The sequence below is a fragment of the Microbispora corallina genome, assembly GCF_016863035.1.
Classification (GTDB): domain Bacteria; phylum Actinomycetota; class Actinomycetes; order Streptosporangiales; family Streptosporangiaceae; genus Microbispora; species Microbispora corallina.
In genome coordinates, this window is the sequence record NZ_BOOC01000027.1 from 1 (window position 1) to 20,246 (window position 20,246).

At 73.1% G+C, this 20,246-nt stretch carries 14 protein-coding genes and 1 pseudogene; 10 read left to right on the forward strand and 5 right to left on the reverse strand.

What is annotated here, in order from left to right:
- From Mco01_RS24295 to Mco01_RS24305, 3 genes and pseudogenes are all read right to left on the reverse strand, one after another.
- A pseudogene (locus tag Mco01_RS24295) lies at window positions 1–367 on the reverse strand (CpaF family protein); the annotation flags it as partial.
- A gap of 14 nt (window positions 368–381) precedes the next feature.
- Window positions 382–1,170, reverse strand: a complete 789-nt coding sequence (locus tag Mco01_RS24300; RefSeq protein WP_204059217.1) for a hypothetical protein — start codon at window positions 1,168–1,170, stop codon at window positions 382–384.
- A gap of 1 nt (window position 1,171) precedes the next feature.
- On the reverse strand, window positions 1,172–2,098 hold the full coding sequence (locus tag Mco01_RS24305) for a hypothetical protein (RefSeq protein WP_204059218.1): 927 nt from the start codon (window positions 2,096–2,098) through the stop codon (window positions 1,172–1,174).
- Window positions 2,099–2,331: 233 nt separating this feature from the next.
- On the opposite strand from Mco01_RS24305, the gene Mco01_RS24310 reads away from it, so the two are divergent.
- From Mco01_RS24310 to Mco01_RS24335, 6 genes are all read left to right on the forward strand, one after another.
- On the forward strand, window positions 2,332–2,628 hold the full coding sequence (locus tag Mco01_RS24310; protein ID WP_204059219.1) for a hypothetical protein: 297 nt from the start codon (window positions 2,332–2,334) through the stop codon (window positions 2,626–2,628).
- A 6-nt stretch (window positions 2,629–2,634) separates the two neighbouring features.
- On the forward strand, window positions 2,635–4,572 hold the full coding sequence (locus Mco01_RS24315) for a hypothetical protein (RefSeq protein ID WP_204059220.1): 1,938 nt from the start codon (window positions 2,635–2,637) through the stop codon (window positions 4,570–4,572).
- A 3-nt stretch (window positions 4,573–4,575) separates the two neighbouring features.
- Complete coding sequence (locus Mco01_RS24320) at window positions 4,576–4,884, forward strand: hypothetical protein (RefSeq protein ID WP_204059221.1); 309 nt, start codon at window positions 4,576–4,578, stop codon at window positions 4,882–4,884.
- 102 nt (window positions 4,885–4,986) lie between these two features.
- On the forward strand, window positions 4,987–6,807 hold the full coding sequence (locus Mco01_RS24325) for a polymorphic toxin type 17 domain-containing protein (RefSeq protein ID WP_204059222.1): 1,821 nt from the start codon (window positions 4,987–4,989) through the stop codon (window positions 6,805–6,807).
- The gene (locus Mco01_RS24330) at window positions 6,804–7,364 is read left to right on the forward strand and encodes a hypothetical protein (RefSeq protein WP_204059223.1); all 561 of its coding nucleotides are present in this window, start codon (window positions 6,804–6,806) and stop codon (window positions 7,362–7,364) included. Before Mco01_RS24325 ends, Mco01_RS24330 begins: the two co-directional genes overlap by 4 nt.
- Window positions 7,365–7,401: 37 nt before the next feature.
- On the forward strand, window positions 7,402–11,817 hold the full coding sequence (locus tag Mco01_RS24335; protein ID WP_204059224.1) for an FtsK/SpoIIIE domain-containing protein: 4,416 nt from the start codon (window positions 7,402–7,404) through the stop codon (window positions 11,815–11,817).
- A gap of 97 nt (window positions 11,818–11,914) precedes the next feature.
- Here Mco01_RS24335 and Mco01_RS24340 read toward each other — a convergent pair whose 3' ends face one another.
- Window positions 11,915–12,187, reverse strand: coding sequence for a WXG100 family type VII secretion target (locus tag Mco01_RS24340; RefSeq protein ID WP_036328258.1), 273 nt, complete (start codon window positions 12,185–12,187; stop codon window positions 11,915–11,917).
- Between the two features lie 196 nt (window positions 12,188–12,383).
- On the opposite strand from Mco01_RS24340, the gene Mco01_RS24345 reads away from it, so the two are divergent.
- The 4 genes from Mco01_RS24345 to Mco01_RS24360 all read left to right on the forward strand — a co-directional run bounded on the left by Mco01_RS24345 (window position 12,384) and on the right by Mco01_RS24360 (window position 18,733).
- Window positions 12,384–14,138: an acetyl/propionyl/methylcrotonyl-CoA carboxylase subunit alpha gene (locus Mco01_RS24345; protein WP_204059225.1), complete on the forward strand. Its 1,755-nt coding sequence runs from the start codon at window positions 12,384–12,386 to the stop codon at window positions 14,136–14,138.
- 138 nt (window positions 14,139–14,276) lie between these two features.
- Window positions 14,277–15,761, forward strand: coding sequence for a pyridoxal phosphate-dependent decarboxylase family protein (locus Mco01_RS24350; protein ID WP_204059226.1), 1,485 nt, complete (start codon window positions 14,277–14,279; stop codon window positions 15,759–15,761).
- Window positions 15,762–15,830: 69 nt separating this feature from the next.
- A complete protein-coding gene (locus tag Mco01_RS24355) occupies window positions 15,831–17,240 on the forward strand; it encodes a hypothetical protein (RefSeq protein WP_275410570.1) in 1,410 nt (469 codons plus the stop codon).
- Between the two features lie 257 nt (window positions 17,241–17,497).
- Window positions 17,498–18,733 (forward strand): pentapeptide repeat-containing protein, encoded by a 1,236-nt coding sequence (locus Mco01_RS24360; protein WP_204059227.1) that lies wholly within the window; start codon window positions 17,498–17,500, stop codon window positions 18,731–18,733.
- Here Mco01_RS24360 and Mco01_RS24365 read toward each other — a convergent pair.
- Window positions 18,710–20,101, reverse strand: coding sequence for an NAD(P)H-quinone dehydrogenase (locus tag Mco01_RS24365; RefSeq protein WP_204059228.1), 1,392 nt, complete (start codon window positions 20,099–20,101; stop codon window positions 18,710–18,712). The two genes, Mco01_RS24360 and Mco01_RS24365, sit on opposite strands and share 24 nt — an antisense overlap.
- Window positions 20,102–20,246: the final 145 nt, after the last annotated feature.

Sequence of the window (20,246 nt, forward strand, 5' to 3'; positions counted from 1 at the left end):
CCGGATCGGCCAGCACCTCGCGCCCGTCGGCGTAGCTGACGAAGACCCGGTCGTAGCCGTTGACGTCGATGTTCTCGATCTCGGTGTCGTCCAGGAGGGGCTGGAGGCGGCCGACGCCGAACAGGGCGGCATGGATGCCGCCCGCCAGGGCCTCCTCCTCCTCCGCCGTCGGCGGGGTGCGCCCGACGCCGATCTCGTTGCGGGCGTGCTCCTCCAGCACCTGCGCGATCAGCGCGCGGGCGAACTGCCGCTCGTCCTCCCCCGTCATCGGGGGCAGCCCGCTCGCCTGGTCCAGCCGCCGCTGATGGGCCAGCCGGTCGCCGACCTCCTGCCGGAACCGCTTCACCAGCCCGTGGTCGATCTTCACGCGCCCGTCCCGGCTCATCGGACGGCCTCCGGGGCGGGGGCCGGCCGGGGGACGCGCGACAGCAGCGTGGCGGCGACCTCGCGGGCCGAGCGGATCAGCAGCGTGCGGTCGAGCCGCCCGCCCCATTCGCCGCGCAGCAGGTCGGCGCCCTTGACGTCGTACGCGAGCCCGCCGAGCACCACGTCCGGCAGCCCGGCGCCCTGCATGACCCGCCGCACCTCGGCGAGCGACCTGCCGTACTCGCGCTGCTCCGCGATCACCACGATCCCGATCTCCGGGGGCCTGCGGCTGCGCTCGCCCAGCGCGCGGCCGAGCGTGACCACCCGCTCCCGCAGGTGGGCGACCTGCTCCAGGGTCGGCCGGGCGAACAGCACGACGGCGTCCGCCTGAGCCAGCAGGTCGACGATCTCCGGGTTGGAGCCGATGCGGCCGCAGTCGGCCAGCACGTCGGCCGGCATGCCCTTGAGCGCCTGCCCGAGCGGCTCCCACAGCCAGGTCAGGCCGGCCGCCTGCTCCGCGCCGTTGATGCCGACGAGCACCTCCAGCCCGCCGACGAGCTCCTGGGTGTGCTCCCTGATCTGCTCGGGCCGCAGGCCGCGGCGCGCGGTCGCGCCCAGGCTGAGCAGGCCGCGCGCCGGGTTGAGCGGCGACCCGCCCTCCCCCGGCAGGCGGTACGCGAGGTCGCCGCCGGCCGTGTCGCACTCGGCCACCATCACGGCGCGCGGCCACACGGCGCCCAGCGCGACGGCCGCGGTGGTGACGCCGGGCGCCCCCTTGTCGGCGGCCAGCGCGATCAGCGCCATGTCAGCCCTGCCCGTCCACGAGGCCGCCGGGGGTGGCGCTCGCCTTCGAGGTGGGCTTGGCGGTGGTCGCCCGTGACGTGGGCTGCGTGGGCTGGCCGGTCGGCTGGTTCACCGCCGGGGGCGGCGTGGGCGGGGCCGTCTCCTTGCGCCTCTTGGCGGTCGCCGTCGGCTGCGCGCCCGGGCTGGCCGACGCCTCCGGCGACGGCGACACGTCCGCCTGCGTGGACGGCCCTGCCCCCGGCAGGTAGGCCAGCGCGATCCGGCCGGACGAGGCCCAGGCCGCGATGATGGGCGACGCGGTGTCGCTGACCACGACGGAGACGCTCACGTTGCCGCCGCCCGTCGTGGGGTCGGCCCCGCTGACGGAGTTCACCAGCGCGCTGTGCGCCAGCACCTTGGGCTGGCCCTCGCCGTTCTCTCCGGGCACGTAGATGACCTGCACCCGCTGGCCCGCCTCCAGGCCGGGCGGGACCTGGCCCGACTTGAGCGACAGGCCGACGACGGCCCGGCCGGGCACCAGCTCCGCCGAGCTGCTGCTGATCATGTTCTGGTTCAGCAGCGTCCCCGGCACCAGGTCGACGGCCGCGTAGTAGCGGGTCATCTCCTGCGCCGCCGACCAGTAGACGAAGCCCGGCCCGTCCTGGGCGATCTGGACCTCCTTGAGCGCGGACAGCGGGATGAGCTGGCCGGCGCCCACGCGCTCCTTGATCTCGATGGCCGAGACGCGGTCGCCGCTGCGCAGGACCAGCGTCACGGTCAGCAGCGCGCCGCCGACGATGAGCAGCACGGCGAGCGCCGCGAGCGCCGGCTTGCGCTCCCTCGGAGAGACGGGGAGCCGCCGTGCCGGACCGGCCGGCTTCTGCGGCGTCTGATCGGCCAGCCGCTGCGCCTCCGGGCTGCGAAAAGGCGGTTGATCGGTGACCCTCATCAGCGGGACTCCAGAGTGGGGGACGCTGGTGACAAATCACGACAATAGCGAGACTGGACAACGCCGGTCACATCAAACTCCAGAGCAACATGGGTTTCGCGCCGTCTTCGCACGTCGAACGCCATATGACTTGATAATTGAAATTTCACCCTTTATAGGACGCCATCCTGACAAATCAGACAAACTGCGCAACTTGCTGTCTAAGCGATAGTGAAGGTGGCTATGCTGCGCCTGTGGCGGAAGTGACGAATCCCCTGCACACCCACCTGACCCAGCTTCTGACCCGAGTTCAGCGAATTCAGGATGAACTCAAGGCGAAGATGGACAATCCCACCCAGAACATGGCCGGTGGCAAGGTGTGGACGAGCACCGCGGCCACGGAATGGAGTGGCCACCTGACCGGGCAGTGCGGCGCGTACAACAGCGCTGTGAACAGCCTCGACGACGAGCTGGTGGCGATGCTCGCCCGTACGCCGCAGAAGTGCTCGCCCGAGGAGGCCAAGCTCTGGCACATGGAGCTGGGCCGGTGAGCCCGCATGGGTGAGTTCGTCGGCCTCAACCCCGATGGCGCCCGCCGTCTGTGCGCCACGATGGGCGACGTGCTGGGCCGGGTGCCCGGGCTGAAGAAGGCCCTCGCCGACGGCATCGCGGAGGCCGGGACCGACTACCCGTCCACGGCCCGGGGCGCCGAGGTGCTCGACAGGTCCGGCTCGTTCCTGACCGACTCCCGGCGCGACCTCACCTGGCGGATCCAGACCATCACCTCGGTGCCGGGCAACACCCGGGTGGGTGAGGACTTCCGGACCGCCACCTTCGTCTTCCAGGGTCCCGACCAGGCCCGCGACGCCGGCGCCGAGGCGGGCCGGCGGCTCAAGGAGGCGTACGAGGCCTACCAGAAGGACGGCACCCGGCAGAGCTGGGAGACGGTCATGGCGGCCCTGGAGGCGGCCACCGCGACGGGCGACCCGGAGTACGCCGCCGGGTTCCTCAACGGGGCGACCCCGGCGGCCGTCCGCGGCGTCTTCTTCGCCTGGATCGACGGCAACACCGACCCCCAGTCCCTCGGGCTGAAGCCGGACGACCTCGAGCGCTTCAAGACGGAGATGGGGCCGCTGATCCAGGCGTTCGCCTCGGCGGACGCGGCCGGCCTCGCTACGGCGACGCACAAGTTCCTGGTCGAGCACGGCTCCCCCGACCTGATCTCGGCGCTGCTCGCCGCCGCGCCGCAGTCGACGTCGTTCGTCGTGGACGCGGGGCAGTACCTGCTGTGGGCCGCCACGACCACCGGGGGGCGCTCCGGCGGCAACTGGCGGCTGCGCTGGTTCCTGCAGGGCGTCGCGGAGAACCCGGACGCCCTCCAGCAGCTGCTGGCGAAGGACCCGCAGAACGCCGAGCTGCTCCTGCGCCCCGACGTCAGCGGCGACCACGTGACGCCGGAGGTGCACGCGCTGCTCGTGAAGGCGCTGGAGAACGCGCTCGCCCCCGGCGCGGGGCCCGAAGCCCGGCGCCGCGCCGCGTTCTACAACGTCACCAAGGTGTACGCCGACCGGGCGGGCTGGGGGATGCTCGGCGACGACCCCGAGCTCAAGGCCGTCTTCGTGACCGCCCTGCAGCGGGAGCTCGACGACCCGGCGACGGGGAAGACCTCCTTCCAGGAGGTGGCGAAGATCTTCTCCCACAGCGGGAAGCCGCCCTCCATCCTCAAGGACGAGCAGGTCAACCACATCTTCACCGACCACCTCAAGGCGTACCTGCCGGAGATTTCGCGGCTGCAGGCGTGGCGGCACGACCCGAAGCTGTCCGGCATGGACCCCGGCGCGGGCTGGGACGCCGCGCTGAGCGAGGACGACCTGGCGAACCTGTTCGCCGGGGTGTTCCAGCGCCGGGAGAGCGTCGACGCCGTGATGGACGCCTTCCGCGGATACCTGTCCACCGTGGACGTCGGCGGCGGGAACCTCGACGACCCGAAGGACCGGGAGAAGTTCACGCTGGCCATGGCGCAGGCGGCCGGACTGGGCGGTCTCATGGTCAGCGCCGTGCACGAGCTCGACATGAACGCCGAGGCGCAGCGCAGGCTGACGGTCGAGATGATGATCCTCCCGATCGACCTGACCATCGGCAGGCTGGGCAAGCTCGTGCCGGGCGAGGTCACCAGCACGATGTGGAAGAACCTCCTCGAGGACGCGCTGAAGTGGCCGGTCACCGGACGGCTGGCCAAGGACCTCGACAGCGACGACGGCTTCTTCGCCAGCCTGCCGCTCGTCGGCGGCCTGTTCCGGCACGGCAACGAGAACGGCGAGGCGAGCGACCTCGCGAAGGCGCTCGCGGACGAGCAGCTCGCCCGGTACAAGCAGCGCCTCGCCGACGCGGGGAAGCCGCCGCTCAGCGCCGCCGACGAGGTCCTGCTGCTCAACGCGATCCAGGGCTTCTACTTCGAGCCCGTGCTGGACGCGCTGAAGAAGAGAGGCGGGTGACCCGTGGCCCTCCCCCACGACGACCAGGGCCCGAGCCGGGCCGCGCTGCTGCGGCAGGCCGAGGACAAGGAGCGGCTCGCGACGCGCTTCGACGGCTGGGCCAAGGACCTCGACGGGCTGCTCGCGCAGGTGACCGTGACGTCCGGGGGCAGGGACGTGTGGACCGGCCCGGCCGCCGACCGGTTCAGCGGCGGGGTGCGGGAGCGCCGGGCCGAGACGGCCGCGCTCGCCGGGGACTGCCGGACGGCCGCCGCGAACCTGCGCGGCTCGGCCGCCAGGCTCAGGGAGGACGCGAAGAAGGCCCCGGCATGACCGGGTCCGCACATGGCCGGATGGCTATGCTTCTCCGCACATGGCACGGGGAGTCGGGGGTTTCGTCAAGGCCGGAACGCGAGCGACTGGGGGTGCGCAGCGGTGGCACCGCGTGACGACGACGGCCAGCAGTTCGCCGGGATCGACCCGGCGCTGATGCGCGCGATGATCAAGGATCTGGAGAGCGCGAAGAACCTGATCGACAGCCGCATACCCGGGCTGAAGTCGGAGTTCGAGCGGGTGGGCCTGTCGACCAAGCCGGTGACGACGCTGACCGGGGTGGCCTCGTGGGTGGGCGGCGAGCTGCCGATGCTGAACCGCCGCCAGGCGATGGCCGAGCAACTGCTCAAGGAGAACAGCCAGTACGGCTTCACCTCGCCGATGGTGCAGACCGAGTGGGGCGGCCTGTTCTCCAGCAAGGCCGAGGCCCAGGCCAAGGCGAAGGAGCTGGCCGGGAAGTACGAGAAGCCCGGCGGATTCCCGGACGACGTCTGGGACCAGATCATCAAATATCAGAACGACCCCGACTTCGCGGAGGCGTTCCTCAAGGCCCTCGGGCCGGAGGAGGCCGCCTGGATCGCCGGCCGCCTGCGCACCTGGGACGAGCCGAAGCACGAGGAGCGCCTCCAGGCGTTCGCCACCCTCATGGGCGTGGCGAGCCACCGGGGCGTCATCGACGCCGCCTGGATCGACAAGTTCGGGACCGACGGGCAGGGGCCCGACCTCTACACGCTCGCCGCGGTGATCCAGCACGGCGTCTGGGACACCAAGACGCTCGTCGCCATCGGCGAGCGGGCGCTGAAGCTCGGCCAGCTCGGCGGGGGCGACTACCTGACCGCCCAGATCCTCGACGGGATCTCCCGCAACCCCCTCGCGGCCCACCAGCTCTACAGCGACAACTTCGATCTGATCAACTCGATGGCGTACGGGAAGCTCCCCGGCTGGGTCAACACGAAGGACCCCAAGCTCGGCGACCCGCTGGGCCGGTTCATGAAGGCGGCCACGGTCGACGCGGCCGAGGTGTTCGAGCGCGGCCGCCCGCCGGGCGACCAGACGTGGGTCAACCCCGCCGACCAGCTCGCCATGCGGCTGTTCCAGACCGTGGGCACCCATCCCGACGAGCGCTTCGCCTTCCCCGGCGTCGAGAACGCCTTCGTCGACATCGTCCAGACGTTCTTCAAGGGCACCTACACGGAGAACCTGCTGCCCGAGGGCGGCCTCGGCTGGTACGACGCGGTCCAGCTCTGCGCCGACCTCGCCGGGATCTTCGACCCGACGCCCATCTCGGACGGCGTGTCCGGCCTGATGTCGCTCGGCCAGGGCGACTGGAAGGGCGCGCTGCTGTCGATGGCGGCGATGATCCCCTACTTCGGGGACGCCGCGGCCAAGCCCGTCAAGACGTTCCTGAAGCTGATCAAGGCGTTCCCCGCGCTGAAGGTCTTCTTCAAGGTCCCCGAGGACGCCATCGGCGACCTCAGCAAACTGGAGCAGTACGTCGAGGCGATCACGAAGGGCTTCGACGAGCTGAAGAACACGCTCAAGGTCGTCCTGAAGCACAGCCCGACGCGCCTCCTCGACGCCCTCGGCGTGGTCAACCGGCTGCACACCGACGCCGAGAAGATCTACGCGCGCTACCCGCGGTGGGCCGAGAAGGCCGAGAAACTCAACCTCCCGACCGACGGGCCGGTGCCGTTCGTCCCGCCCAAGAACTGGGACGTCAGGAACCCGCAGAAGGACGTGCTCAACGGCCGTGAGGGCTTCGTCGACGCCTACGGGAACGTCTGGCACAAGGGGCCCGGCAGGGGCGGCCAGCCGTACGAGTGGGACGTGCAGGTCAGGGGCCAGGGCGGCATCTCCGTCCTGACCGGGGACGGCAGCCACCTGAACGTCGAGTGGGGAACGGGAAGGGTCACACACGGATGAGCAGGCGAGCCGGCGTCACGGTCGTGGCCAGGACGGACGGCCCGGCCGGGACGGCCGCGGCGTTCGACCGGGTCCTTGAGGCGCTCGGCGTCTCCCCCGCCGACCGGGGAGAGCCCGAGCCGTACGAGTGGAAGATGCCGGGCTGCTGGCTCAACGCCGCGGTGCTCGGCGAGTTCCCCGGCGACGACGCCCGCGCCGTGGTCGCCGCGCTGGCCGCCCGTCTGCCGTTCACCGGCTGGCACCACGGCGGCGACGAGGACGCCGCCGACGCCGTATGGGACTCCCGCACGCACGAGGCGGCGCACGCCGGCGACACCGCCGACGCGTCCCGCACGGATGAGGCGGCGAATCGGGCCGGCGAGGCGGAGGCCGTCGATCCGCTCGACGACGTGGTGTGGGTCCTCATCGAGGCCGGGCCCGCGCCCGGCCCGTCGGCCGAGCCCGCGGCCACCGAGGCGCTCGTCCCGCTCGTGCCCGACGACCTGTCCCCGTCCGCGGCGGCCGAGCTCGCCGGCCTGCTGAACGAGGACGAGCCGCCCGTACGCCGGACCCCCTGACGCGGCTCCCCCGCCCCCCACCCCCGAGGAAGACGACGTGCGCATCTCCCTGACCGCGCTGACGGGCGAAGGCCCGGCCGACCTGATCGCCAGTGGCGACGACGGAACGACGGTGGGCGCGCTGGCCGAGGCCCTCGCGCGGACGCTGTCCATACCCGGGCAGCGGCTGGCCGAGGTCGTGCCGCACCCCCGGTGGGGCGACGAACGGATCCCGGCGCGGACCGACCTGTGGGCCAACGGGCGGCGGCTCGACCCGGCCGCGCCGGTGGGCCACGCCCTGCGCGACGGCGACCTGGTGACGCTGGAGGCCGCCGCGGCCGCCGCGACCTGGCGCAGCGAGCCGACGGGCATCGTGGAGATCCGCGTGTCGGGGGGCCCGGCGGCCGGGTCGGTCCACCGGCTCGGGTTCGGCACGGCGACCCTCGGCCGGTCCGGGACGGCGGCCGTGGAGGACCCGCTGCTGCCGCCGGTCGCGGCGCACGTCCACGTGTCGGCTCACGAGACCGTCGTCGAGCCGGTCGCCGGGGCCGCGGTCACACTCGACGGACGCCCGCTGACCGAGGCGCGTCCGTGGCCGGACGGCGGAGTGCTGGTGGCCGGGGCGTCGGTGCTCACCCTGCGGGTCCCGGAGAGCCCGGACGCCCATCTGACGCCCATGCCCGACGGCGGGCTGGCCTACAACCGGCCGCCCCGGCTGGTGGGCCCGGCCCGGACGCGGACCGTCGAGGTGCCGGCCGAGCCCGCGCGCCCCGACCACCACCGGCTTCAGCTGCTGTCCACCATGATCTTCGCGGTGGGCGGCGTCGTCATGGCCATCGTGTTCAAGCAGGCGCTCTTCCTCCTGATGGCCCTGCTCACGCCGCTGTCGATGGTCGGGCAGTGGTACAGCGACCGCCGGTACGGCAAGAAGCGGCACCGGCAGGCGCTGAAGGAGTACCGGGAGCGCAAAGCGGCGTTCTCCGCCGAGCTCGACCGGCTGACCCGGGTCGACCAGGACGAGCGGCGGGCCGAGTTCCCCGACCCGGCCGACGTGCTGCTCACCGCGACCGGCCCGCGCCGCCGGCTGTGGGAGCGCCGCATCCACGACGCCGACACCCTCCACCTGCGGATCGGCCTGGCCGACCAGCCCGCCAACATCGAGCTGGTCCCCGAACGCGGCCTCGGCGGCTCGCCGGGCGAGCTTCCCGCGATCCCCGTCTCCCACGCCGTGCCCGTGACCGTGCCGCTGCCCCGCCTCGGCGTGATGGGCGTGACCGGCGCGCGCCCCGCCTCCCGGGCGCTGGCCCGCTGGCTGGTGGCTCAGGCGGCGGCCCTGCACAGCCCGCGAGACCTCGCGATCGTCGTGCTGTCGGCCGACCCGGAGGCCGCGAGCAGCTGGAGCTGGGTCCGCTGGCTACCGCACTGCGCGCCGCACGACGGCGAGGACTGCGTGGCCCTCGTCGGCGCCGACCCCGAGTCGGCCGCCCGCCGGGTGACCGAGCTGGTCAACAGGATCAACGAGCGCCGGGCCGTCCGCCGCGACTCCTCCTTCGGCGACGCGCCGCAGGGGTACGCGAGCGACCTGCCGTACAACGTCCTGGTCGTCCTCGACGGCGCGCGGGTGCTGCGCGGCCTGCCCGGCATGCCGCAGGTGCTCCAGCTCGGGCCGACCGCCGGTGTGTACGCGATCTGCGTGGACGACGACCAGCGCCTGCTCCCCGAGGAGTGCGCGGCGGTCGCGGTCTGCGACTACGAGCGGCCCTGGGTGGTACGGCTCCGGGGCGCCGGGCTCGACCCTCTCGGCGACGTCATCGGCGACCAGGTGACGCTCGGCTGGTGCGACAGGACGGCCCGCGCGATGGCCGCCGTCAGAGACGTGAGCAGGGAGGACGCCGACTCCGCCATCCCCTCGTCGGCCCGGCTGCTCGACCTGCTCGGCATGCCGGACCCCCGGCCCGACCAGATCCGGGCGTTCTGGCGTCGGGGGCGGACGACCCGCGTGCCCATCGGGATCGGCGCCGACGGGCCGTACCTCGTCGACCTGCGGCTGGACGGCCCGCACGGGCTCGTGGCGGGCACCACCGGCGCGGGCAAGTCCGAGCTGCTCCAGACGCTGATCGCCTCGCTCGCGGTGGCCAACCGGCCGGACGAGATGACGTTCGTGCTGATCGACTACAAGGGCGGCAGCGCGTTCAAGGACTGCGCGAAGCTGCCCCACACGGTCGGCATGGTCAGCGACCTGGACGGCCACCTCACCGAGCGGGCGCTGGAGTCCCTGGCGGCCGAGCTGAAGCGGCGTGAGCACCTGCTGCTGCGCGCCGACGCCAAGGACGTCGAGGACTACAACGACCTCCGTGACAGCGGTATCGACCTGGAGCCCATGCCGCGGCTCGTGCTGGTGATCGACGAGTTCGCGGCGATGGTCCAGGAGCTTCCCGACTTCGTCGTCGGCCTGGTGGACATCGCGCGGCGCGGCCGTTCCCTCGGCGTGCACCTCATCCTCGCCACCCAGCGTCCGGCCGGCGTGGTCACCCCGGACATCGCGGCCAACACCAACCTGCGCATCGCGCTCCGGGTGACCAGCGGCGGCGAGTCGAGCGACGTGATCAACTCCCCCGGCGCCGCGTCGATCTCCAAGTCGACGCCAGGCCGCTGCTACGTCAGGTCCGGGGCGTCGTCGCTGCACGCCGTCCAGTCGGCGCGCATCGGGGGCAGGCGGCCCGGCACCGGTCCCGCCCGCGCCGAGCCCGTCGAGGTCGTGCCGCTGGCCTGGCCGCGGCTCGGCCTCCCCCTGCCGGCCCGCGGCGACGAGGACGGCGAGGAGTCCACGATGGTCACCGACCTCGCCGTTCTCGTGGAGGCCGTCGCCGACGCCGCGCGGGCCGAGGGCGTGGCGCAGCAGCGCAGCCCGTGGCTGCCGCCGCTGCCGGACGCGCTGACGCTCGACCAGCTGGAGCCCGAGGACTGGACCCGGCTGCCGTTCGGCCTGGCCGACATCCCCTCGCTCCAGCGGCGGGCCGCCGAATGCTACGACCTGGCCGCCGGGGGCCACCTCCTGGTCAGCGGCGCGAGCCGCACCGGCCGGTCCACCGTGCTGCGTGCCGTGGCGGGCGCCGTCGGCCGCCACACCGACCCGCGCGACGTGCACCTGTACGCCGTCGACTGCGGCAACAACGCGCTGCTCCCGCTCGTCGGGCTGCCGCACACGGGCGCGGTCGTCGGCCGCGACTCGCCCGACCGGCTGGCCCGTCTCACCGACCGCCTGCTGGAGGAGATCGCCCGCAGGCAGCAGCTGCTCGCCGCCCAGGGCTTCGCGGACGTCTCCGAGCAGCGGGCGGCCGCCGGCGATCCCCTGCCGTACGTGCTGGTGCTGTTCGACCGGTGGGAGGGCTTCATGGCCGCCTTCGAGTCGTACGACAACGGCACGCTGATCGACAAGTGGCTGCAGATCCTCCAGGAGGGCGCGGGCGCCGGGGTCAAGGTCGTCATGACCGGCGACCGGTCGACCCTGGTCGGCCGGATCTCCACCCAGTTCGACGACCGGCTCGTGCTCAAGCTCACCGACCCCATCGACTACTCCTACGTCGGGATCAAGGCCAAGGACGTGCCGGAGCACTTCCCGCCGGGGCGCGGCTTCCGCGCGTCCACCGGGATCCGCGAGGTGCAGGTCGCCCTGCTCGCCGCCGACCCGGCCGGCACCGCCCAGGTCGCCGCCCTGCACGAGATCGCCCGTACGGCACGGGCCCGCGCGGGCGACCTCCCGCGCGCGGCGCGGCCGTTCCGGGTGGACGCGCTGCCGCCGGTGGTCGGCCTGGCCGAGACGCTGGCCCTGGTGGAGGACCCGCTGCCCGCCGACGCCGTGGTGTTCGGCGTGGGCGGCGACACGCTCGGCGTCCGGTACTTCCGGGCCGAGGAGCACGGGCCGGGCATCGTGGTGGCCGGGCCGCCGAAGACCGGGCGGAGCACGGCCCTGTGCACGATGCTGGCCTCGCTGCTCGACCGGTCGTACGAGGCCGTGCTCATCACGCCCAGGCGCAGCCCGCTGCGGGACTTCGTCGGACGGCCGGGGGTGCGCGGCTCGTTCACCGCGGACTCCGCGGTCGACGAGGTCAAGGAGGCCGCGAGAGCGGGCGGCCGGCACGTGCTGATGATCGACGACCTGGAGCTGCTCGGCGGCGACAGCGAGCTGGCGGAGTGGATCACCGACTACGTCGGCGAGCTGCGCGACACGGGGTCGCTGGTCATCGGCGCGGGCAGCGCCGACGACCTCGACTCGATGTACCGGGGGCCGGTCGTGGCGATGAAGAAGTCACGCAACGGCCTGCTGCTGCGGCCCAGCTCTCCCGGCCAGGGCGACCTGCTGGGCGTGCGGCTGCCGCGCAGCCTGGCGAGCGGGACGGGCCCCGCCGGGCGCGGCCTGCTCGTGATCGGCGGCGCCTGGGAACAGGTCCAGGTCGCCCGCCCCGAAGGCTGACCCGAGGGCGCGGGGCGCCCGGGCGCGGGGATGCCGGGCGGGGGAATCAGAAGGGGGCCGCGGCCGCACCGGCCGGGCCCCCTCGTCGTGCCACGGATCAGGAACCGGTCGCGGCGGCGATCGCCTCGCGGTTCTTCTTGATCCCGTCCTGGGCCTCGATGAGCGTCTGCTGGACGTTCTCGAAGGTCTTCTTGTAGCCCTCCCACGCGTCGAGGAACTTCTGAGCGTTGGGGCCGGACCAGGAGGCCGGGATCTTCTTGGCCTCGGCGTCCAGAGCCTTCTGGACCGAGATCACCGCATCGGACTGCGTGCGAAAGGTCTGGGCCATCTTGTCCATGTCGGGCAGGATTCCGCCGACCTTGTCACCCATCCTATTCCCCTTTCGTCCCTCTTGTCTCAGGGTCAACCCTGCTCACAATATCGACGTAGATCCTTATGCGCGGCTTTTCCGGAAATCTCCGAAGTTGCCCAATGCCGGGGGTGGTCATCTCCCGGGAGTCGATCCCGCTTACACTCCAGGAAGGCTCGCGAGCGCCAGGGAAAGGCCAGAGGAAGGAACCACGCCGGTGCACAAGGTCCTGATCGCCAACCGCGGCGAGATCGCCGTACGGATCGCGCGCGCCTGCACGGACGCGGGGCTGACCAGCGTCGCGGTGTACGCGGACCAGGATCTGGACGCCCTGCACGTGCGGGTGGCCGACGAGGCGCACGCCCTCGGCGGCCAGAGCCCGGCCGACACCTACCTCAACATCGAGAAGCTGATCGCGATCGCCCGCGAGACCGGGGCGGACGCGGTCCACCCGGGGTACGGCTTCCTGGCCGAGAACGCCGACTTCGCCCAGGCCGTCGAGGACGCCGGGCTGACCTGGATCGGCCCGCCCCCGTCGGCCATCACCGCGCTCGGCGACAAGGTCCAGGCGCGGCACATCGCCCAGCGCGTGGGCGCCCCGCTCGTGGCCGGCACGCCCGACCCGGTCTCCGGGGTGGACGAGGTCGTCGCCTTCGCCGACGAGCACGGCCTGCCGATCGCGATCAAGGCGGCGTTCGGCGGCGGCGGCCGCGGCCTCAAGGTCGCCCGCACCCGCGAGGAGATCCCCGACCTCTACGAGTCGGCGGTGCGCGAGGCGGTGACCGCCTTCGGGCGCGGCGAGTGCTTCGTCGAGCGGTACCTCGACCGTCCCCGCCACGTCGAGACCCAGTGCCTGGCCGACCGGCACGGCAACGTCGTCGTGGTCAGCACCCGCGACTGCTCCCTCCAGCGGCGGCACCAGAAGCTCGTCGAGGAGGCCCCCGCGCCGTTCCTCACCCAGGAGCAGCGCGACCTGCTCTACTCCTCGTCCAAGGCGATCCTGCGCGAGGCCGGGTACGTCGGCGCCGGCACGTGCGAGTTCCTCGTCGGCCAGGACGGCACGATCTCCTTCCTCGAGGTCAACACCCGGCTCCAGGTGGAGCACCCGGTCACCGAGGAGGTGGCCGGCGTCGACCTCGTCCGCGAGATGTTCCGGGTCGCCGACGGCGAGCCGATCGGGTACGACGACCCGGTGCTGCGCGGCCACTCCATCGAGTTCCGCATCAACGCCGAGGACGCGGGACGCAACTTCCTGCCCGCCCCCGGCACGCTCACCTCGCTGCGCACCCCGTCCGGCCCCGGCGTCCGCCTCGACTCGGGCTACGAGGCCGGGATGAGCGTCCCGCAGGCGTTCGACTCGCTCGTGGCCAAGCTGATCGTCACGGGCGCTACCCGCCGGCAGGCGCTGGAGCGGTCGCGGCGGGCGCTCGCCGAGTTCGAGATCGGCGGCATGCCGACCGTCCTGCCGTTCCACCGGGCCGTCGTGCGCGACCCGGCCTTCACGGGCGAGCCGTTCTCCGTGCACACCCGGTGGATCGAGACCGAGTTCGTCAACGACATCCCGCCGTACGACGCGGCGGTGGAGGCGGCCGAGCCCGCCGAGCGCGAGCGGATCACGGTCGAGGTCGGCGGCAAGCGGCTGGAGGTCGTGCTGCCCTCCGGGTTCGGCGGTGGCGGCGGCGGACGCGCCGAGACCGCCAGGAAGGCCCCCCGCCGCAGCGGCGCGAACGGCGCCAAGAAGGCGGCCGCCGGCGGCGACTCGCTGGTCAGCCCGATGCAGGGCACGATCGTGAAGGTCGTGGCGTCCGACGGCGACGCGGTGGCGGCCGGGGACACGATCGTGGTCCTGGAGGCCATGAAGATGGAGCAGCCGCTCACCGCCCACAAGGCCGGGACCGTGACGGGCCTGGCGGCCTCCGTCGGCCAGACGGTGACGGCCGGGGCCGTGATCTGCGAGATCAAGGACGTCTAGGGACGCCGGGGTGGCCCACTCCGCGCCGGGCCCGGACGGCCCCACCCCGCACGACGACCCGCCTCCGGACGGGCCCGCATCGCGAAGGACGAACCTCCCCCGGACGCGGCCGCGCGCGACGACCGGAACGCGGCCGGCATGACGTCGCACGACGACCCGAGCGCGGCCGGTACGGCGGCGCAGGGCGACCTTGGTCCGGCGGGGCGGGCCGCCGCCGACCTCGCGACCGACCATCTGGCGGGCGTCGGGGACGGGCCCGTGTGGCGGCCGGTGCCGGACGCCGACCGGGAGTGGCTGGTGGGCCAGGAGCTTCCCGCCGCAGGGCGTCCGCTCGACGCGATCCTCGATGACGTGCGCACCCGCGTCCTGCCGTACCCGATGGGCAACGGGCACCCGCGCTTCTTCGGCTGGGTGAATTCCGCGCCGTCGCCGGCGGGCGTCCTCGTGGCCGCGCCGGCCGCCGCGCTCAACCCGAGCTGCGCCGGCGGGGAGCACGCCGGCGTCCTGCTGGAACGCACCGTGGTCCGCTGGCTGGCCGCCCTGACCGGCTACCCGCACCCGCCCGGTGGCGGGCTGCTCACCAGCGGCGCGTCCATGGCGACCGTCGTGGCCCTCGCCGCGGCCCGGCAGCGCGCGGCCCGCCTGGACGGGTGGGACGTGCGGGAGGACGGGCTGTACGGGCGGCGCCCGATGACCGTCTACATGTCCGCCGAGGGCCACGGCTGTCTGCGCAAGGCCGTCGAACTGCTCGGCCTGGGCAGGCGGAGCCTGCGGGTGGTCCCGGTGGACGCCGGGTTCCGGATGGACGTCGCCGCCCTTCGGGAGGCCGTCGCCCGGGACATCCAGGCGGGCGCGCTGCCGCTCTGCGTCGCCGCGAGCGCGGGCACCGTCAACACCGGCGCGGTCGACCCGCTCGGCGATGTCGCCGACGTGGCGGCCGAGCACGGCATGTGGTTCCACGTGGACGGCGCGTACGGCGCCCTCGGCGTCCTCGCCCCCCGCGCCGCCTCCCGATACGCGGGGATGGAGCGGGCCGACTCCCTGGCCCTCGACCCGCACAAGTGGCTCGGGGTGCCGGTCGACTGCGGATGCGTCCTGTTCCGCGATCCCGGCCCGGTCCGGGACGCGTTCAGCCTCGTCCCGGCCTATCTGCGCGACGACGACGCCGACGGCCTGGGATGGCTGGCCGAGTACGGCCCCGAGCAGACCCGGCCGTTCCGCGCGCTGCGCGCCTGGGCGACGATCTCCCACCTCGGCCGGGAGGGGATCGCCGATCTCGTCGGGCACTGCTCGCGGCTCGCCCGGACGCTCGCGGCCATGGTCGACGCCGCCGGCGACTTCGAGCGGCTCGCTCCCGTCACCACGTCCGTCACCGCCTTCCGGTACCGCCCCGCCCCCGATCGGGACGACGGCCTGGACGTCCTCAACCGGGCCCTGCCCGGGCTGGTACGGCGTCGCGGCCGGGCCTTCCTCACGGGCACCCGGATCGGCGGCGTGGAGGCCCTCCGGGCGTGCTTCCTCAACCGGGAGACCACGACGGACGACCTCGCCGTCCTGTTGGACGAGATCAGGGCCGCCGCGGGCGAGGCCGGGCGCACGGCCCCGGCGGAGCCGAACGGATAGGTTTTCCTTGAGGAACCATCACGCCCTGCCGTTCGTCCTGTAGGGCGAAGGAGGCTTGAAGCCGTGACCATGAAGAAACCGCTGGGCCGCGTGGGGGCCGCCGTGGCGGCGCTGCTCGTCGGCCTTGTCGCGCTGATCTCGCTGTCGCCCGCCGCCCTCGCGGCCGCCCCTCCGGACCCGGCCACGGTCCTGGCGTCCTGGAGGAGCGGCGACCCGCTCTTCGTCCAGAGCGGCGCTCCCCTGTCGTCTTCGCAGCAGAACGACATCCGCGAGGCGATCAAGGGAGGCGACACCAAGATCTACGCGGTGGCGCTCCCGGACGGGACGATCACCTCGAACCAGCAGGCGGGCAGCTACATCACCAGCCTGGGCCAGTCGCTCGCGCAGGCCGGGCGGTCGTCCGCGACCGTCGCCGTGCTGGACGGCACGAACCTGTTCGCCGGATCGAGCGCGCTGCCGAAGAACGTCGCCGGGCGGCTGGCCGAGCTGTCCGTGGGGAACAACCCGCGTGACGTCGCCGGCGGCATGCAGGACTTCGTCAGCCGGGTCGACAAGTACGCGGCCGGGGACCGCAAGGGCGCCCTCGCCACCGGGAGCCAGAAGGAGTCCAGCGGCGGAGCCGGTGTGCTCGTCGGGATCCTGGGCATCGCTGTCGTCGGAGGTGCCGGTTTGTGGATTTTCTCCCGCCGCAGCAGGCGGAAGCGTGAGGAGCGGGAGGCGGCCGAGCTGGCCGCCGTCAAGCAGACGGTCGAGGAGGACGTCACCAAGTTCGGCGAGGAGATCACCGCGCTGGACACGGACGTCAAGATGCTGCCGCAGTCGGACGGCACGACGAGCGACTGGCAGCGCGCGCTCGACTCCTACGAGCGGGCCAAGAACGAGCTCGCCGCGGTGAAGCGGCCCGATGAGCTCCGCACGGTGACCGCCACGCTGGAGGACGGCCGCTACGCGCTCGCCTGCGTCAAGGCCCGCGTGAACAACCAGCCGCTGCCCGAGCGGCTCCCGCCGTGCTTCTTCAACCCGCAGCACGGCCCGTCCGTCCGCACCGTGCGCTGGGCTCCGCCCGGCGGCGCGGTCCGCGACGTGCCGGCCTGCGCCGCGGACGCCGAGGCCGTCGAGCGCGGCTTCGACCCGCAGATGCGCGAGGTCGTGGTCAACGGCCACCGCCGGCCCTATTGGGACGCCGGCCCGATGTACCAGCCCTACGCGTACGGCTACTACGGCGGCTTCGGGGGCGACCTGCTGACCGGCATGCTGGTCGGCACCATGCTCGGCGGCGCCTTCGGCGGCGGCTGGGGCGGTGGCTGGGGCGGCTACGGCGCCGGGTACGAGTCCGGCTACCAGGAGGGCCTGCAGGACGGCGGAGGCGACTTCGGCGGTGGCGGCGACTTCGGCGGTGGTGGCGGCGACTGGGGTGGCGGCGGTGACTGGGGCGGAGGCGACTTCGGCGGCGGCGACTTCGGCGGCGGCGACTGGTGACCCGCCCGGCCCCGAGGTGACCGGCACGGCGGTCAACGCCTTGCGCTGACCGTCCGCGCCGCCCGTCCGGCGCCGGACGACGACCTCGACGACAATCAGACGACGACCGGACGACGACCTGGACGACCCCGCGCCGAACTCGGCGCGGGGTCGTCGGCGTTTCGGGGTGACTTTCACGGCCCGGGGCACGTTGGCGGCTTGCAAGTGGAATTCAAGATCCCGTGAGAAACTCGGGGCGTTCCCTCAGGAGGCCCCCCGTGCGTCGTATCGCCCCCCTCATCGCCGCTGCCCTTTTCACGCTCGTCCCCGCGGGCGCCGCCCACGCGAGCACCGCCGCCCCGACAGGCGCGGTCACCGTCGCGTCGAGCGCGGCGACCGGCCCGTGCAAGCCCGGCAGCGGACCGCGGCTGCGCGGCAAGGACTTCACCGGCGGCGCGACGCTCCCCACCGACCTGCGGTGCGCCGACCTCACCGGTGCGAAGTTCGACGAGGTCGACCTCATCCAGAAGGACCTCACCGGCGCCATCCTGCGCGACGCCTCGCTCAAGGAGGCCGACCTCTCGCAGGCGCACCTCGACTACGCCGACCTGAGGGGCGCCGACCTGTCCGACGCCGACCTCGGCCAGATGGAGGCCAAGCACGCGGACCTGCGCGGGGCGGTCCTCACGGACGCCCAGGCCAGCCAGGCGCAGTTCCCGCACGCCGACCTCACCGAGGCCGTGCTCACCCGGGCCGTGCTGACCCAGGCGAACTTCGTCGACGCCAAGCTGGTCGACGCCGACCTGCGGAAGGCGACGCTGGGCCAGATCAAGGGCCGTACGGCCGACTTCACCCGGGCCAAGATGAGCGACGCCAAGCTTGGCCAGGCGGAGCTCGAGAACGCCGTGCTGAAGGACGTGGACCTGTCCGACGCCGAGCTGACCCAGGCCGACCTCGACGGGGCCGACCTCCACGGGGCCACGGTCGACCGGGCGGACTTCACCCAGGCGCAGCACCTCAACCTCACCGGCACCCGAGGCGAGGGCAAGGACATCCCCGAGACCGCAATCACCGGCCCCGCCACCGGCGGCGACGGCGACGGCGGGACGACGGCCTCCGGGGACGCCCCCTCTCGGCCGTTCCCGGCAGCGCTGGTCCTGGTGATCCTCAGCGGGCTCGGCCTCAGCCTCACGCTGCTGGTGTGGGGCGTGTCCCACCGGCGCAAGGAGCGGTTCGTCGCGGCCATGGCGGTCGCCCGGCACGCGGCCGAGGAGGACGTGATCCGCTTCGGCGAGGAGATCGAGTCCCTCGACTTCGACATGAAGATCAACCAGGTGAGCGGCCCGGTCAGCGAGTGGCGGGCGGCCCTCGACGCCTACGAGGCCGCCCGGCGGGTCCTCGACGTGGCCCAGACGCCGTACGAGCTGCAGGGCGCGGCGACGGCCGTGGCGCAGGGCCGCAGGGCCCTGGAGCACGTCCGGGCGCGGCTGTCAGATACCGGCGGTAAGCGGTGACATCAGGCGGCGGGCCGCCTCGGTGATCGAGCCCGACAGCGACGGGTAGACGGCGAACGTGTGCGCGAGCTGGTCGACCGTCAGCCGGTGCTGGACGGCCACCGACACGGCGAGGATCAGCTCCGACGCGCGGGGGGCCACCACCACGCCGCCGAGCACGATGCCCGTGTTGGGACGGCAGAACAGCTTCACGAAGCCGTCGTTGAAGCCCTGCATCTTGGCCCGGGCGTTGGTGGCCAGCGGCAGCTTGACGACGTTGGCCTCGATCTCGCCGGCCTCGATCTGCTTCTGCGACACGCCGACGGCCGCGATCTCGGGATCGGTGAAGATGTTCGACGCGACGGTGGCCAGGCGGATCGGCTGCACGGCCTCGCCGAGGGCGTGCCACACCGCGATCCGGCCCTGCATGGCCGCGACCGACGCGAGCATCAGCACCCCGGTGCAGTCGCCGGCGGCGTACACGCCGGGCGCGGAGGTCCGCGACACCTTGTCGACCTCGATGAACCCGTTGCGGTCGAGCCGCACGCCGTTGTCCTCCAGCCCCATCCCGGAGGTGTTCGGCACCATGCCGACCGTCATCAGGCAGTGGGTGCCCTCGGCCGTGCGGCCGTCCTCCAGCGTGACGACCACGCCGTCCTCGGTCCGCTTGACCGACGCCGCCCGGGATCGGCCCATCACGTTCATGCCGCGGCGCCGGTAGACCTCCTCCAGCACCTCCGCGGCGTCGGCGTCCTCGTTCGGCATCATCCGGTCCCGCGACGAGACGAGGGTCACCTGGGAGCCCAGCGACTGGTACGCCCCGGCGAACTCGGCGCCCGTGACGCCGGAGCCCACCACGATCAGGTGCTCGGGCAGCTCCTGGAGGTCGTACAGCTGACGCCAGCTCAGGATCCGCTCGCCGTCCGGCTCGGCGCCGGGCAGCACCCGCGGGTGCGCGCCCGTGGCGACGATCACGACGTCGGCGCGGACCGTGCGGTCGCCGGCGCGGACGACCTGCGGGTCGACCAGCCGCCCGGTCGCCCGGATCACCTCCACGCCCTCGGCCGCCAGGCGGGCCGCGATGTCCCCCGACTGGGCCTGCGCCAGCTCCTTCACGCGCTTGTTCACCAGGGGCATCTCTGCCGTGACCCCGCCCACGTCACCGTCGGGGCCGCCGCTGAAGTGGACGCCCAGCGACGAGGCGTCGAGCAGCGCCTGCTTACGGACGGAGGTGGCGATCAAGGTCTTGGACGGCACGCAGTCGGTGAGCACACAGGCGCCGCCCGGGCCCTCCTCCTCGACCACGGTCACCTGCGCCCCCAGTTGCGCGGCGACGAGCGCCGCCTCGTATCCGCCGGGGCCGCCACCGATGATCACAATCCTCGTCACATGCCCCATTGTCTCGCATACTGACCGCACGTTCCGATGAGGGTGACGGTAACCGCCCGACTACGCGGAATCCCCTCCTTTGTCTGCCTCGCCTCCGGCGAGGCGGGCCCGCGGCGCCGTCCAAGTGGGGGGATCTTGGTTTAGG